Here is a 14,833-nt window from a genome sequence, read left to right as displayed (position 1 = left end):
ATCGACCCACCATGGGGGAGACAAGCTTTGGGCGCTCCCGATACCCTACGTGCAACCCTTGAGGCGCAGCGCGGGCATATGTTCTGCTGGGTGCCGGTCTGCCTTGCTGTGGGGATCGGGCTTTACTTCTCGCTGCCGCAAGAGCCAACGCCGGGCGCGCTCATGGGCTGTGGCGCGGCGGGCGCGGGCCTGCTTGCCGCGGCGCTGATGGTGCGGCGCGGGGCGCCTCGGGTTATCGTCGGGGTGGCGGTTGCGCTTCTGGGGCTCTCTCTTGCGGGGGGGCGGGCCTATTGGGTCAGTGAGCCGGTTCTGGGCTTTCGCTATTACGGTCCGGTCGAGGGGCGCATCGTGGCCATCGACAGATCCGCCTCGGATGCGATGCGGCTGACGCTTGACCGGGTGACGCTATTCAATGTCCCGCCGGATGAAACTCCGGCGCGTGTGCGCATTTCGCTGCATGGCAAAATCGCGGGCACGGCGCCCATACCGGGGCTTGTCGTGATGGCCACCGCCCACCTGTCGCCGCCCGGCGGCCCGGTCGAGCCGGGTGGCTTCGACTTTCAGCGGCATGCGTGGTTTCAACGGCTGGGTGCGGTGGGATACACGCGTGTCCCCCTTATGGCGCTGGCCCCGTCGGAGCCGGGTCCAAGCGCGTTTCGGACGCGCATGGCGCTGTCGCGGCATGTGCAGGGGCTGCTTCCGGGGGAGGCGGGGGCGTTCGCCGCGGCGATCATGACGGGCGACCGTGCCGGGATGAGCCAAGACACGCTGCGCGCGCTAAGAGTGTCGAACCTTGCCCATCTGCTGGCCATATCGGGGCTGCATATGGGGCTACTGGCGGGGTTTGTCTTTGCGCTGATACGGGTTGCGCTTGCTGCGGTGCCTTGGGTGTCTCTGAGGCTTCCGGCCAAGAAAATCGCGGCGGGTGCCGCGCTTGGCGTCGCGGCCTTCTATCTCGCGCTCTCGGGGGGCAATGTGTCGACTGAACGGGCCTTTGTCATGGTCGCGGTCGTGCTTTTCGCCGTGATGCTCGATCGTCGCGCACTCAGCCTTCGGGCGGTGGCGTTGGCGGCGATCATCGTTCTGGTGCTCAGGCCCGAGGCGCTTCTGGGCCCCGGCTTTCAGATGTCCTTCGCGGCCACCACCGCCCTGATCGCCGTTTTCGCATGGGTCAGGGATCGCAAGGTTTGGCTTGGGCCGCGTTGGCTCAGGCCGGTTGCGGCGGTGTTCATTTCGTCATTGGTGGCGGGCTTGGCCACCGCGCCCTTCGCGGCGGCGCATTTCAACCAGATCGCGCATTACGGGCTGATCGCCAACTTGCTGAGCGTGCCGCTCATGGGGGTGCTGGTGATGCCTGCCGCGGTTCTGAGTGTGTGCCTCATGCCGCTGAAACTTGATTGGATCGCGCTCTGGGTCATGGGGCAGGGGCTTGATTGGATACTGGGTGTGGCGCACCGGGTGGCCGGGCTTGAGGGGGCCCGGGGCCTTGTGGTCGCGCCCGGACCGTGGGTGCTTCCACTTGTGGCGGCGGGGGGGCTCTTTCTTGTGCTATGGCACGGACGGTCGCGGTGTCTGGGACTTGCGCCGCTTTGCCTCGGCTTCCTTCTGTGGTCATGGGCCGAACGGCCCGATGTGCTGATCTCGGAGGATGGCAAGCTTGTCGGTGTGATGACACCCAAGGGCCGCGCCCTGAGCAAGGAGCGGGGAGCGGGCTTTGTCGCGCTCAACTGGCTTGAGAATGATGGTGACATGGCCGATCAGGACACCGCCTCGGCGCGGTGGGCGCAGCGCCCGGTGCCTGGCCCCGGCGAGCTGAGCGTCATCGCGCTTGGCGGCAAGCGCGAGATGCGCGCCTTTGCGGGATGCGGGGCGGGCGACCTTGTGGTGATGCCATATGAGCCGGAAACGCCCTTGGGCGACGGTTGTTGGGCCCTCACACCAAAGGTGCTGCGCAAGAGTGGCGCGGTCGCGCTTTATTTGCGTGAGGGTGGCCCACCGGAGATGATCACCGCGCGCCAGATATCGGGCACGCGGCTTTGGAACACACGGATGCGCAGACGCTTTCAGTAGGTGCGGATCAGTCCAACGAGCCGGCCCTGAACCTTGACCTTGTCATCGGGCAGAACGCGGGTCTCGTAGGCCGGGTTTGCAGCTTCGAGCGCGATGGCGTGACCGCGGCGGAAAAACCGTTTGAGCGTGGCCTCCTGATCCTCGACCAGTGCAACGACAATGTCGCCGTTATCCGCGGTCGTGGTTTCGCGGATCACCACCACGTCCCCGTCATTGATGCCCGCGTCGATCATCGAATCGCCTTTGACTTCAAGCGCATAGTGATCGCCCTGACCGCTTACCATTGCGCCGGGCACAGCCACGTTGCGTGACGCGTGGGCGATGGCCTCAATGGGAACACCGGCGGCGATGCGGCCCATGAGCGGCAGCTCCAGAGCGTGCACCTCGACAGGCTGTGCGTTGGCGGGATGTGGCGCTGTGGGGCGATCGCCGTCGATCACCCGTGGCTGAAACCCGTGCGAGGCGGTGCCGCCAAGGCTTTCGGGGAGTTTCACAATCTCGAGCGCGCGGGCACGATGGGCGAGGCGGCGTATGAAACCGCGCTCCTCGAGTGCGGTGATCAGGCGGTGAATGCCGGACTTGGAGCGCAGATCCAGCGCCTCCTTCATTTCATCAAAGCTTGGCGGGACACCGTCACGTTGCACGCGCTTGTTGATATAATCCAGCAAATCCAGTTGTTTCTTGGTTAGCATCCGCCCCTCCGTCGGAACATTTGTATCTCTTTGTTCTACGCATGTTCTCGTTTTGTGTCAACTCCCAGTCCGAAGGGGGAGTCAAAGGGAGATGTAATCAACCGTTTCACCGGCGCGACGCGCAGGGTCGTCCACCGGGCGGATGAGGAGCGCGTTGGCACCTGCCAAGACGCTAAGAAGTGCGCTGTCCTGCCTGTCGGCTGCCGTTATTTCCCCGCCTGTCACATGCGCGCGCATGTAATGTTCGCGCGGTCCGTTCCCCCCAAGATCGGCGGCAAGGCGCGCGCTTTGACGTGGGGCGGGCTGTGCGGGCAAGCCTTGCATCGCGCGCACGACCGGCGCGAGGAAGACATGACCGCAGACCATCGCCGAAACCGGGTTACCGGGCAGGCCGATCATCGCCGAACGCCCCATCCGTCCGGCCATCAGCGGCTTTCCGGGGCGCATCGCGATCTTATAAAAACTGCGGTCAAGGCCGAGGCTTTGGGCGACGGGCCCGACAAGGTCATGATCGCCGACCGAGGCGCCGCCGATTGTGACGATGAGGTTCGCATCCGAGGCGAGATCAAAGGCCATTGCCAGCGAAGACTTTGAATCGCGCGCGATCGGAAGGAGGCGCGACGCTGCGCCAAGTTCGTCCAGCAACGATTTGAGACCAAAGGAGTTCGAGGCAATGATCTGATCCGGGCCCGGGGTTTCGCCGGGGGTCACAAGCTCGTCCCCGGTGGCCAGAATCGCGACGCTGGGTCGGGCGAAGACGGGCACCTTGGCACAGTTCATAGCCGCGAGAAGCGCCACGTCCGAAGGTGTCAGGCGGCGCGGTGCCGCCATCGTGCTTCCGGCGCTGAAATCCGCACCTGCGGGCCGCACATGGGGTTTGCGATCAAGGTCGGCACCCAGAGTGATGCGGTCCCCCTCGCGGGTGACGTCCTCTTGAATGATCACGCGGTCGGCGCCGGAGGGTAGCGGCGCACCGGTGAAGATGCGCACCGCCTCCTGAGCGCTCAACGCGCCTTCAAAGCGATGCCCGGCGGCGGCCTCTCCGATAACGCGGAACGTGGCGCCGGGGCGGACGTCGTCACCCCGCACCGCGTAGCCATCCATGGCGGAGGCGGCAAAGGGGGGCTGATCGCGTTCGGCGAGGACAGGCCGGGCGAGTACACGCCCCGACGCCACTGTCAGCGGCACATGTTCGACGGCCCCCGGAGCCACGAGCCCGAACAGCTGTTCCAGAGCCGCATCGACCGTGATCATTCCGCGCTGTAACGGCCTGATTTGCCGCCATCTTTGAGGATCACGCAAATGCCGCCGATTGCCATGGTTTTATCAATGGCCTTGACCATGTCATACACCGTGAGCGCGGCGGTGCTGACGGCGGTAAGGGCCTCCATCTCGACGCCGGTCTGCCCGGTGGTCCGAACCGTCGCCTCGATCTCCACGCCCGGCAAGGCGGGATCGAGCGTCAGTTCAACCGCGACCTTGGTCAGCGGCAGCGGATGGCAAAGCGGGATGAGGTCGGGGGTCCGTTTGGCCCCCATGATCCCGGCAAGTCGGGCCACAGCCAGAACGTCACCCTTCTTGGCGCGGCCTTCGCCAATGATCTCAAAGGCTTCTTGGGTCATCTTGATGTGGCCGCGCGCCACCGCGACGCGGTCTGTGGCGGTCTTTTCGGTGACATCCACCATATGCGCGTCACCCTTGCCGTCGAAATGGGTGAGACCGGCCATCAGAATCCGCCGGCGCGCATCGGATTTGCAAGGATATTACGGGTCGCGGCGGTAACATCGTCCTGACGCATCAGGGCCTCACCAATGAGGAAACAGCGCGCGCCATAGCGTGCGATATCCGCCAGATCCTTGGCTGTGTTGAGGCCGCTTTCGCAGACGATGATGCGGTCGACCGGCACAAGCTTGGCCAGTTTGCGGGTGGTGTCGAGAGAGGTCTCGAAGCTGTGAAGATCACGGTTGTTGATGCCGACAAGCTTGGATGAAAGATGCTCGGTTCGTTCAAGCTCTTCTTGATTATGCACTTCGATCAGCGCGTCCATGCCATGGGTCCGGGCGGTTTCCTCAAGTTCGGCTGCCTGATCATCGCTGACGCTGGCCATGACGATCAGGATGGCGTCGGCCCCGAGCGCGCGCGCCTCGACCACCTGATAGGGGTCATACATGAAATCCTTGCGCAAGACCGGAAGCTCACAAGCCGCGCGCGCCTCGGTCAGATGCTCCTTGGCGCCCTGAAAGCTGGGTGTGTCGGTGAGCACCGAAAGGCAGGCCGCGCCACCATTCTCATACGCCTCGGCCAAGCTGGCGGGATCGAAGTCCTCGCGGATCAAGCCTTTGGACGGGCTGGCTTTCTTGATCTCGGCAATAAGCCCATACCCCTCCTTGGAGGCGGCAAGAAGCGCATCGGCAAACCCGCGCACGGGCGGGGCAGCGGAGGCATCGGCAAGCAAGGCCTCGATCGGCTTGGCGTTCTTGTCGGCCTCGATTTCCTCGAGTTTATACTCCTTGATCCGGTTAAGGATAGTGGGGGTGCTCATGGGTGCTCCGAAGTTATGTCTGCCAGGGCCTTGACCTTAGCGCGCGCGGCCCCGCTGTCGATGCTTTCGCAGGCGCGCGCCGTGCCCTCGCGCAAATCCGCCGCCCGGCCCGCGACCAAGAGCGCAGCGGCGGCGTTGAGAAGAACGGCATCGCGATAGGCGCCTTGCGCCCCGTCCAGCAGGGCGCGGAATGCGGCCGCATTCTCGGAAGGCTGGCCGCCAAGGAGCGCCTCGAACGGATGCGTGGGCAGGCCTGCTTCGTCGGGGTGAACCTCAAAGTCATTTATGCTGCCGTCCTCGGCAAGCGACGAAACCCAGCTTGTGCCGGTGATGGTCAGCTCATCGGTGCCATCGCTGCCATGGACAAGCCAGGCGGCCTCAGAGCCGAGCGCGCGCAGGGTTTCGGCCATCGGACGGATCAGATCGCGCGAGAACGCGCCGGTAAGCTGGCGCTTGGCCCCGGCGGGATTGGTCAGCGGCCCGAGGATGTTGAAGATCGTGCGTGTGCCAAGTTCGGTCCGAACGGGGCCGACATGCGCCATCGCAGGATGGTGCATGGGCGCCATCATGAAGGCTATGCCCACTTTTTCCAGAGCCTTTTCAACGACCTCTGGTCCGATCATCACGTTGATGCCCATTTCGGTCAGGGCATCCGCAGCGCCCGATTTCGAGCTGAGGTTGCGGTTTCCGTGCTTGGCCACGGGCACGCCCGCGCCGGCGACGACGAAGGCCGTCGCGGTCGAGATGTTGAGAGTTCCCTTACCGTCACCCCCGGTGCCGACGATGTCCATCGCGCCGGCCGGTGCCTTCACGGCGCGGCATTTGGCGCGCATCACCGCGGCGGCGGCGGCGTATTCATCCACCGTTTCACCGCGCGTGCGCAACGCCATCAGAAGGCCGCCGATCTGGGCCGGCGTCGCCTCGCCCTCAAAGAGAATCTGGAAGGCGCGCTCGGCCTCCTCACGGGTGAGGGAGCGGTCGGCGGCGGCGCCGATCAGGGGTTTGAGCGCGTCGCTCATGCTTCTACCGCCATAAGGTTAAGAAAGTTTTGCAAAAGCGCATGACCGTGCTGAGACGCGATCGATTCGGGGTGAAACTGCACGCCATGTATGGGCAGCTCGCGATGTTCGAGCCCCATAACAGTGCCATCCTCAAGCTCGGCGGTGATGCGCAGCGCGTCGGGCACGCTTGCCCGTTCGACGACGAGGGAATGATAGCGCGTTGCTTCGAACGGAGAGGGCAGACCGGCAAAGACGCCGTGCCCCCCGTGCTGGACAAGACCCATCTTGCCGTGCACGATCTCACTGTGCCGCACCACCCGACCGCCAAAGACCTGACCGATGGTCTGATGCCCGAGACAGACGCCCAGAAGCGGCGTGCGCGTTTCGGCGGCGGCTTGGGTGAGGGCGAGGCAAATTCCCGCCTGATCGGGGTCACACGGGCCCGGCGACAGCAGAATGCCCGCGGGCTTCATCGCCATCGCCTCGGCCACGTCAAGCGCGTCGTTGCGGCGGACCACGACGTCGGCCCCAAGCTCGCCCACGTAATGGACGAGGTTGTAGGTGAAGCTGTCATAGTTGTCGATGAGAAGCAGCATCTTGAAACTCATTGCATATTGGGGGCTGGAGGCCCGGCCCCGCGTCGCGGTATACTTGTTCAGGCTTGCAGAGGGGCGTCAAGGGGCGCGGCCCTGCAACAGGCAAATAATGAGGGTGGTTGAGCATGGCGAGCAAATTCATTGCCGGTATTCTGGCGGGGACGGTGGTGTCGGGCGTGGGCCTTGGCGCGGCCTCTCTCATGACGGAGATGCCCGGGGCGCGCGCACCGCAAGCGGGGCAACCAACGGTGCCCGCCGGCTCGGAGTTCAACCAGTCGCGGGATGACGAAGAGGCCACGGTGCCCGCGCCCGAGGATACGACGGAAACGGCGGATGCGCCGGACCTTCAGGTGCCTGAGTCCGATGACCTGAGCGGACTGCAAGGGGCCGACACGACGTCGGGCGAGAAACCCGAAACCGGTGTGGCGGAAGGTGATCTGACCGCGCCCGAGGTGACCGCGGGCGCGACCGGCATGCAGGCGGCGACGGACGATCCGGTCTTGCCGAGCCCGCAATCGGCGGCGCCCGAGGCCCCCGAGGGCGAGGCGGAGCTTTCGATCTCGACCGAGCCTGCGCAGCCTTCGGCACCCGAGCCGAGCGGCGAGGACTCGGCCTTTCCGGACGCGGCGGAGGGAAGCTTTCCGAGCGAGGAGTTGGCAGACGCCGCGACCGCACCGGCGACAAGCGAATCTCCGGAGCCAAGCGCGTTGCCGAGCGACACGACAGAGCCGGGCACCGCCCCTGAACCATCCGCGCAAACCCCCGATACCGAGGCCGGCGAACAGGATATCGCCGTGCTTGAGGAGGAGGCCCCTGAGGAGGCCGAAGAAGAGGCGGATGAACCTACGGGAACTATTGGAAACCTTGCACAAAATGTCGAAACCGGGCGGCTTCCGTCGGTTGACTCGGAGACCGCCGAAGAGGGTGGCGCGCCGGCCGAGGAGGAGGCCGATCTGCCGGCGATCGAGGCCCATGCCGCCGCGTTCGACAATCCCGAGAACAAGCCGCTCATGTCCATCGTTTTGATCGACGATGGCAGCTCAGCCATCGGGCTTGATGCGCTGGCGGCCTTTCCCTATCCGCTGAGTTTTGCCGTTGACCCCACCGACAACGGCGCGGCGGAGGCCATGCGGCGCTATCGCGCGGCGGGGTTCGAGGTTCTGGTGCTTGCGGACTTGCCTGCGGGGGCCTCTGCGGCGGATACCGAAACGGCGATGCAGGCGATCCTGAACGAAGTGCCCGAGGCGGTCGCAGTGATGGAAGGCACCAGTGACGGCGTGCAATCGAGCCGGGCGGCAGCCGAGCAGCTTGCCCCGATCCTTTTGGAGGGTGGGCATGGATTGGTCTTGTTTCCCAAGGGGTTGGATACGACCGGCAAGTTGATAAAGCGCGAAGGTGTGCCGACCGGCACGGTCTTTCGCGATTTCGACGCCAAGGGACAGAACGCAACAGTCATTCGCCGGTTTCTCGATCAGGCCGCGTTCAAGGCGGGGCGTGACGAGGACGGGGTGATCATGCTTGGCCGGTTGCGGGCCGAAACGGTGAGCGCGCTTCTGATCTGGGGGCTTCAGGACCGCGCCAGCCAAGTGGCGCTTGCGCCGGTTTCGGCGGTTCTGACCGGGGAGTGACCTGTCGGGCCGGGCCGGGTGTCCGAACATGATCTTGCGCAATCGTGCGATGTATCTGTGACCGTGCGATCCGCGACAGAGCGAATCGCCTGTTAACACAGGCGATGGCGGGCGTTCGGTGTGTCGGCATCCGCGGCGGTATTCACGTCGGTATTGCGTCGGTGCGATCTGGCGCGGATGGTGTGTTTAACGCAGCGAACGCTGGTGCAACTTACAAAACTTCCGTCACATCATGAAATTGACGCGCTTATTTTCATGAAAAACCACGCAGAAATTTCACGAGGCTCGGCCATGTTCAGGCATCGCGCCATTGACCCGGGGTCAGCCCGTCCAGCGTCCAGTCGCCCACCCGCCAGCGCACGAGCCGCAGGGTGGGGTGGCCCACATGCGCGGTCATGCGGCGCACCTGCCGGTTGCGCCCTTCGGTGATGGTGAGCGAGAGCCACGTGTCGGGCACCGATTTGCGATAACGCACCGGCGGGTCGCGCGGCCAGAGGTCGGGCGGGTCGATGCGGCTGACCTGTGCGGGGCGGGTTGGACCGTCCTTCAGGGTCACGCCCGAGCGCAGCGCGGCGAGGGCCGCGTCGTCGGGCGCGCCCTCTACCTGCACGAGATAGGTTTTGGGTGCCTTGAAGCGGGGGTTGGCGATACGCGCCTGTTGCCGTCCATCATCGGTCAGGACCAGAAGCCCTTCGCTGTCGCGGTCAAGACGTCCGGCGGGATAGACGCCGGGCAGGGCAATATGGTCAGAAAGCGTGGCGCGCGGACTGTCGGCCGTGCCCTTGTCGGTGAATTGCGAGAGCACACCATAGGGTTTGTTGAAAAGGATGAGCCGGGCCATGCGACCGTTCTGCCGCAGGGCGCGGGCGGTGGCAATGGGTCGCGACCGCCCGCGCCGTCAGTGGATTTCAAGACTGGTTCCGGGGGGTGCCCCGCAGGTCAGTCGGCCTCGTGCAGGAAACCTGCGGGGATTTTCGCGGTCCAGGGCGCGCCCGCGTTCTTCCAGCCATTCACGGTGCGCTTGCCCGCCTCGTTCTTGTCGCCCTCGAAGCCATCCACGACGGAATAGAGCGGCACATCGACACCGGCCCCGGCGAGGGCGTTGACGGCAGAGGCGCTGCGCCCGCCGGAGCGGCACATCACGAGCGCCGCGCGAGCGTCGGTTTGGTCGAGCAGATCAAGCGTGGCCGGCACGAAACCGGGATTGTGGGTCATCGCGTAGCTGCCACGTTCGGGGTTGTGACGGTGGGCGGGGTCGACGTTGAGATAGGGGATGTTCGCATCCGCAACCGTGGGAAAGCCGACGAACATGGTTTCTTCGGGCGTGCGCACGTCAATGAGCACCACGTCGTCGCGCGTCTCAAGCAGTGCCGCGGCCTCGGCTGCGGTAATATAGAGGCCGGGTTCGGTCTGTTTTTTCGCGGGGAGGGTGTCGGGAGTTACGGAGGTGGTGATCCCTGCGGCGTCTTCGGCGGCGATCGCGGCGGTGCCGGAGAGAAAGGCAAGGCCGAGCGCGCAGGCGGCCGCGTGGGTAAGGCGGGTGATGCGGGTCATTGGGGACTCCTTTTTCAATACATTCGCGTTATGGAATGTATTGGCGGGGAAAACCTTGATCGACATCAAGCCGCAATTTCATGAACGCGCGGCGGTGTCAGACGCTCAGGTATTGCCCGATCCGGTGAACCGCGCCGCGTCCGCCGCGGCGCGGCGGATGGCGTTCGATTTGTGGACGGTTTCCATATACTCGGCCTCGGGGTCGCTGTCATAGACAACACCGCCGCCGGCCTGAACATAAAGCTGTGCGTCCTTCACCACCGCGGTGCGCAATGCGATGCAGACATCCATGTCGCCACCCGCGCTGAAATATCCGACGCCGCCGCCGTAGACGCCGCGCTTTTCCGGCTCAAGCTCGTCGATGATCTCCATTGCGCGAACCTTGGGCGCGCCCGAGACCGTGCCCGCAGGCAACCCGGCCAGAAGTGCGTCGAGCGCGTCGTGATCATCATCCAGCTCGCCCACCACGTTCGACACGATATGCATGACGTGACTGTAGCGTTCGACGATGAATTCCTCGGTCGGGCGCACGGTGCCGATCTTGGAGACCTTGGCGGTGTCGTTGCGCCCCAGATCGAGCAGCATCAGATGCTCGGCGAGTTCCTTTTGATCGGCCATGAGATCGGCCTCGTTCGCGCGGTCTTCTTCGGGGGTGGCGCCACGGGGCCGAGTGCCGGCGATGGGACGGATCGTCACCTCGTTTCCGAAGACGCGGACAAGGATTTCGGGGCTGGCACCGATGACCTGAAAACCGCCGAAATTGAAGTAGAACATGAAGGGGGACGGGTTTGTGCGGCGCAGGCTTCGATAGAGTGCGAAGGGTGGCTGACGGAAGGGTTGAGTCCAGCGTTGCGATGGCACGACCTGAAAGATGTCGCCGGCGCGGATGTATTCCTTGGCCCGTTCGACGGCGGTCTTGTAACCTTCGTGTGTGAAGTTCGACACCGGGGCCGCATCCTCGTGCGCCTTGCCGAGATCGCGGGCCTGCTGAGGCAGGGCGCGTTCAAGATCGCGCACGGCGTCCATCACCCGTTCTGCGGCCTGTGCATAGGCGGCACGGGCCGAAACGCCGCTTTGGGCCCATGCGGGCGATACGACGATCACCTCGCCTTTGACACCGTCGAGAACGGCGACGACCGATGGGCGCAGCATGAGCGCGTCTGGCAGGCCGAGGGGGTCTGGGTTCACGTCGGGAAGATGCTCGACAAGGCGGATGGTGTCATAGCCGAGATATCCGAAGAGCCCGGCGGAGGCGGCGGGCAGATCATCGGGCAGGTCTATGCGGCTTTCTTTGATGAGTGCGCGCAGCGAGGTAAGGGGATCGGCCTCCTGACCCTCGTAGGCGTCTTCGTCGAAGCGGGCCTGACGGTTGATGCGGGCCTCGGTGCCGTGGCATTTCCAGATGACGTCGGGTTTCATGCCGATGATCGAATACCGGCCGCGCACCTCTCCTCCGGTGACGGATTCGAGCAGGAAGGCATCGCGGGCGGCCCCCGTCAGCTTGAGCATCAGCGAAACGGGCGTGTCGAGATCGGCGGCGAGGCGCGCGTAGACCACCTGATTGTGGCCCGCCTCGAAGCCGGGGGCGAAGGTTTCGTAAGAGGGGGTCAGCTCCACCGGGTGCGGCCCTTTACTGAAAGTTCGAATGGACGGCGTTGAGGGCCGACTGATCAAGGGTCACGCCCGCGCGGCTCCGGATGTCGGTGGCGAGCGCCTGAAAGAGATCCTGCGACAGCGCGTTGGCGGCCTGATTGGCAAGGATGTTTTCCAGCATCGAGAGCTCTTCGGCTTCGGGGTCGGGGGCCTGCACGCTGTCAAGGCGCAGAAGAAAGACGCGGCCTTCGCCTTCGAGCAGCCGGGCTTCGCCCTCGGACATGCCGAACACGGCCTCGGTGAAGGCGGGTGGCGCGTCGGCCTCGAACCCCTGACGGGTAATGCCTTGGGCGCTTTGCACGTCGGTGAGGTCAAGGTCGGCGAAGTCCGCCCCCTGAGCCAGTCGGTCGACAAGCGGTTCGGCCTCGGTCAGGAGGGCATCGGTTATCGCCTGCTCGCGCCATGCGGCGGTGAGCGCCGGGCGAACCTGATCGACGGGGCGGATGCGGGGCTCGGTGATCTTGTCGAGACGCATGGCAAAGATGCCGCCATCGCCCAGAACTTCGACATCCGGGTAATCACTCTCGTCGAGGTCTTCCGCCGCCTCGCGAAAAGCCTCGTAGGCGCCGATCCCGTCGGTCACGCCGGGGTGCCAGTCGATCTGGCCCAAGGTCATGTCGGTTTCCTCGGCCAGTTCCTCAAGCGAGGCCCCTCCGGCCAGCAGATCGTTGATCCGGTCGATCCGGCTGTCGATGGCGCGGCGGGCGCGATCTTGTGCCAGTTCGTCGCGGAGCATCGGCTCGGCCTCTTCAAAGGAGGTTTCCTGTGCGGCCAGAACGCCGTTCACACGGTAGAGCGCCGGACCGAGATCGCTGGGCAGGGGGCCCACCACGTCGCCCACCTCGGCGGAGAAGACCGCATCGGCGGCGTCGCCAAGTTCGCTGCGCGCAACATCGCCGATGTCGATGTCCGACAGTTCGAGACCGCGGGCCTCGACCAGATCCTCGAAGGTCGTGCCCTCATCCGAGAGTGCCGCGCGCGCCTCTTCGGCGGCGTCCTGATCGGCAAAGACCAGACGTTCGACAAGGCGGCGTTCGGGCTGCTGAAATTCGGCGGCACGGTCTTCGAAAGCCTCGCGCAGGGTGGCCTCGTCGATCTGGACCGTGTCCAGGATCATTTCGGGCGTGAGCCACGCATATGTGATGTCCTTGGTTTCCGGTGCGGTGAAATCGGGCAGGTGCGACTGATGATAGGTTCGCAAGTCTTCTTCGGTGGGTTCCGGAAGGCCGGTCTCAAGGTCGCCGCGGTCGAGCACGACCCAGCTTATGTCACGGCGTTCGCCCAAATATTCGACCAGCGTGTCGGCGTAGGCGGGCGGCAGGCGCACCCCGGCGACCACCGACCCCTGAAGCAGGGTGCGGGCGGTGTCGGAGCGGATGTCCTCTTCGAACTGGGCTTCATTCAACCCGGCCTGCTCAAGTGCGTAACGATAGGCTTCGCGGCTGAACTCACCGCTTGGGCCCTGAAAGGCGCGAATGTTGAGAATTTCGTCGCGCAGGTTTCGGTCGCCCACGGAAATGCCGAGCCGGTCGGTTTCGTCCTCGAGCGCGGCGGAGGCGATGAGCTGACCCAGCACCTGCTGATCAATGCCGTTGGCCTGTGCCTGAGCAAAGGAAATCCGCTCGCCCTGTTCGGCCTCGGCGGCGCGAATTTCGTTCTGGAGCGCGCGGGCGTATTCGGTCACCTCGATCTCGGTGTCGCCCACGCTTCCGACGCTGCGCACCGTGCCGGAAAGGTTGGTTACGCCGAAGCCACCCAGCCCGAGGATCAAAAGCCCCATCAGGATCCAGACAGCGGTTTTAGACAGGGAATTTCCAGACGCCATGCGACCTCGCTCGGGCTCGTGTCAGATACGGTTGCGGGACTGTCTAAGCCCTGTCCGGGGGCGGGGCAAGGGGCAGTGACACACCCGCCAGCCGATCAAAGAGCCGCGCGATATCGGCGCGGTCGACATTGGCGAAGGCGATGCGGAGCTGACGCGCGCCGGACGGGTCGTCGCCCGGCATGAACATGGTGCCGGGCAGAAGCAGCACGCCGGCTTCGCGCACCAGTGCCGGGGCAAGGTCGTCCGAGGGCAACGCGAAGGGATGTTCGACATAAGCGAAGTAGGCGCCACAGCCCAGAAGCCGCCAGCCCTTGTCGGAGAGCTTCGGGAAATGCTCTTCGATGGCGGCGCGGCGGTCGAGGATTTCGGCGCGTTCGCCACCGACCCATTGCGCGAGATTGCGCATCCCCCAGAGCGCCGCGATCTGACCCAGTTGGTTGGGGCAGATGGCGACGGTATCCAGAAACTTCTCGGCCTGAGCGAGGCGCGCGGGCGAGGTGACGAGCGCGCCCACACGGTGCCCGGTGAGGCGATAGGCCTTGGAAAACGAATAGAGGTGGATGAAATGATCCCCCCAGTTCGCATCTGTGAAGAGCTCATGGGGGCGCCCGTCGCGAGCGTCGAAATCGCGGTAGGTTTCATCGACGATGAGAACCAGACCGTGGTCGCGTGCCAGATCGTGCATCGCCCGCAGCAGGGTGGCCGGATATTCGACCCCGCCGGGATTATTGGGGCTGACCAGCACAATGGCGCGGGTCCGGTCGGTGATGAGGGCCGCCGCCGCGTCGGGATCGGGCAGGAGATCGTCGCCGGTGGCGAGCGGAACAGCCGTTACGCCGGTCATGTCCAGCCACATTTTATGGTTGAAATACCAAGGTGTTGGCAGGAGAACTTCATCCCCTTCGGCGCACAGGGTCGAGAGCGCGGCGCAAAACGCCTGATTGCAGCCCGAGGTGATGCCAACGTTTTCCGGCCCGATCTCACCGTCATAGGCCGCCGCCCATTGCGCGGCGAGTTCGGCGCGCAGATCAGGCAGGCCAAGCACGGGGCCATATAGATGTGCCTCGGCCTGATTGAGGGCGGCATCGGCGATGACTTGACGCAGCGCCTCGGGCGGGGGATCGACCGGAGCGGCCTGACTGACGTTGATCAGGGGGCGGTCGGTGAAATCGACCCCGTCAAGCCAGCGGCGGGCCTCCATCACCGGGGGTGAAAAGGTGGTTGCTGTGCGCGGAGTGAAGGCCATGTCTGTTGCCCTGTCGATGGTCGCGG

13 protein-coding genes are annotated in these 14,833 nt (G+C 64.9%); 2 read left to right on the top strand and 11 right to left on the bottom strand.

Annotation, left to right across the window (positions count from 1 at the left end):
* Positions 1–27 precede the first annotated feature (27 nt).
* Positions 28–2,070: a ComEC/Rec2 family competence protein gene (locus V8359_RS05175; protein ID WP_336427653.1), complete on the top strand. Its 2,043-nt coding sequence runs from the start codon at positions 28–30 to the stop codon at positions 2,068–2,070.
* Here the strand turns inward: V8359_RS05175 and lexA are convergent.
* From lexA to V8359_RS05145, 6 genes are all read right to left on the bottom strand, one after another.
* A complete protein-coding gene (gene lexA, locus V8359_RS05170; protein ID WP_336427652.1) occupies positions 2,064–2,762 on the bottom strand; it encodes a transcriptional repressor LexA in 699 nt (232 codons plus the stop codon). The genes V8359_RS05175 and lexA overlap by 7 nt on opposite strands.
* Before the next feature lie 81 nt (positions 2,763–2,843).
* Complete coding sequence (locus tag V8359_RS05165; RefSeq protein WP_336427651.1) at positions 2,844–4,016, bottom strand: molybdopterin molybdotransferase MoeA; 1,173 nt, start codon at positions 4,014–4,016, stop codon at positions 2,844–2,846.
* Positions 4,013–4,489 carry a cyclic pyranopterin monophosphate synthase MoaC gene (gene moaC, locus V8359_RS05160; RefSeq protein WP_336427650.1) on the bottom strand — a complete coding sequence of 159 codons (477 nt, stop codon included), beginning with the start codon at positions 4,487–4,489 and terminating at the stop codon, positions 4,013–4,015. The genes V8359_RS05165 and moaC overlap by 4 nt, the downstream gene beginning before the upstream one ends.
* The gene (gene trpC, locus V8359_RS05155) at positions 4,489–5,304 is read right to left on the bottom strand and encodes an indole-3-glycerol phosphate synthase TrpC (RefSeq protein WP_336427649.1); all 816 of its coding nucleotides are present in this window, start codon (positions 5,302–5,304) and stop codon (positions 4,489–4,491) included. The genes moaC and trpC overlap by 1 nt, the downstream gene beginning before the upstream one ends.
* Complete coding sequence (trpD, locus tag V8359_RS05150; protein ID WP_336427648.1) at positions 5,301–6,323, bottom strand: anthranilate phosphoribosyltransferase; 1,023 nt, start codon at positions 6,321–6,323, stop codon at positions 5,301–5,303. Before trpD ends, trpC begins: the two co-directional genes overlap by 4 nt.
* Complete coding sequence (locus tag V8359_RS05145) at positions 6,320–6,901, bottom strand: anthranilate synthase component II (protein WP_336427647.1); 582 nt, start codon at positions 6,899–6,901, stop codon at positions 6,320–6,322. Before V8359_RS05145 ends, trpD begins: the two co-directional genes overlap by 4 nt.
* 125 nt (positions 6,902–7,026) lie before the next feature.
* Between V8359_RS05145 and V8359_RS05140 the strand changes: the two genes are divergently transcribed.
* Positions 7,027–8,529 carry a divergent polysaccharide deacetylase family protein gene (locus tag V8359_RS05140; RefSeq protein ID WP_336427645.1) on the top strand — a complete coding sequence of 501 codons (1,503 nt, stop codon included), beginning with the start codon at positions 7,027–7,029 and terminating at the stop codon, positions 8,527–8,529.
* A 295-nt stretch (positions 8,530–8,824) separates the two neighbouring features.
* Here V8359_RS05140 and V8359_RS05135 read toward each other — a convergent pair whose 3' ends face one another.
* The 5 genes from V8359_RS05135 to V8359_RS05115 all read right to left on the bottom strand — a co-directional run bounded on the left by V8359_RS05135 (position 8,825) and on the right by V8359_RS05115 (position 14,807).
* The gene (locus V8359_RS05135; protein WP_336427644.1) at positions 8,825–9,370 is read right to left on the bottom strand and encodes a pseudouridine synthase; all 546 of its coding nucleotides are present in this window, start codon (positions 9,368–9,370) and stop codon (positions 8,825–8,827) included.
* Positions 9,371–9,468: 98 nt separating this feature from the next.
* On the bottom strand, positions 9,469–10,083 hold the full coding sequence (locus V8359_RS05130) for a sulfurtransferase (protein WP_336427642.1): 615 nt from the start codon (positions 10,081–10,083) through the stop codon (positions 9,469–9,471).
* Between the two features lie 105 nt (positions 10,084–10,188).
* Entirely contained in the window at positions 10,189–11,700 is a 1,512-nt protein-coding gene (trpE, locus tag V8359_RS05125) for an anthranilate synthase component I (RefSeq protein ID WP_336427641.1), read from the bottom strand.
* Positions 11,701–11,713: 13 nt separating this feature from the next.
* Positions 11,714–13,561: a peptidylprolyl isomerase gene (locus V8359_RS05120; protein WP_336427639.1), complete on the bottom strand. Its 1,848-nt coding sequence runs from the start codon at positions 13,559–13,561 to the stop codon at positions 11,714–11,716.
* Positions 13,562–13,604: 43 nt separating this feature from the next.
* Positions 13,605–14,807, bottom strand: a complete 1,203-nt coding sequence (locus V8359_RS05115) for an aminotransferase (protein WP_336427638.1) — start codon at positions 14,805–14,807, stop codon at positions 13,605–13,607.
* Positions 14,808–14,833: the final 26 nt, after the last annotated feature.

Origin of the sequence: Roseovarius sp. E0-M6, assembly GCF_037083845.1 — a bacterium.
Classification (GTDB): Bacteria; Pseudomonadota; Alphaproteobacteria; order Rhodobacterales; family Rhodobacteraceae; genus Roseovarius.
This window is presented reverse-complemented; position numbering and strand designations above follow the sequence as displayed.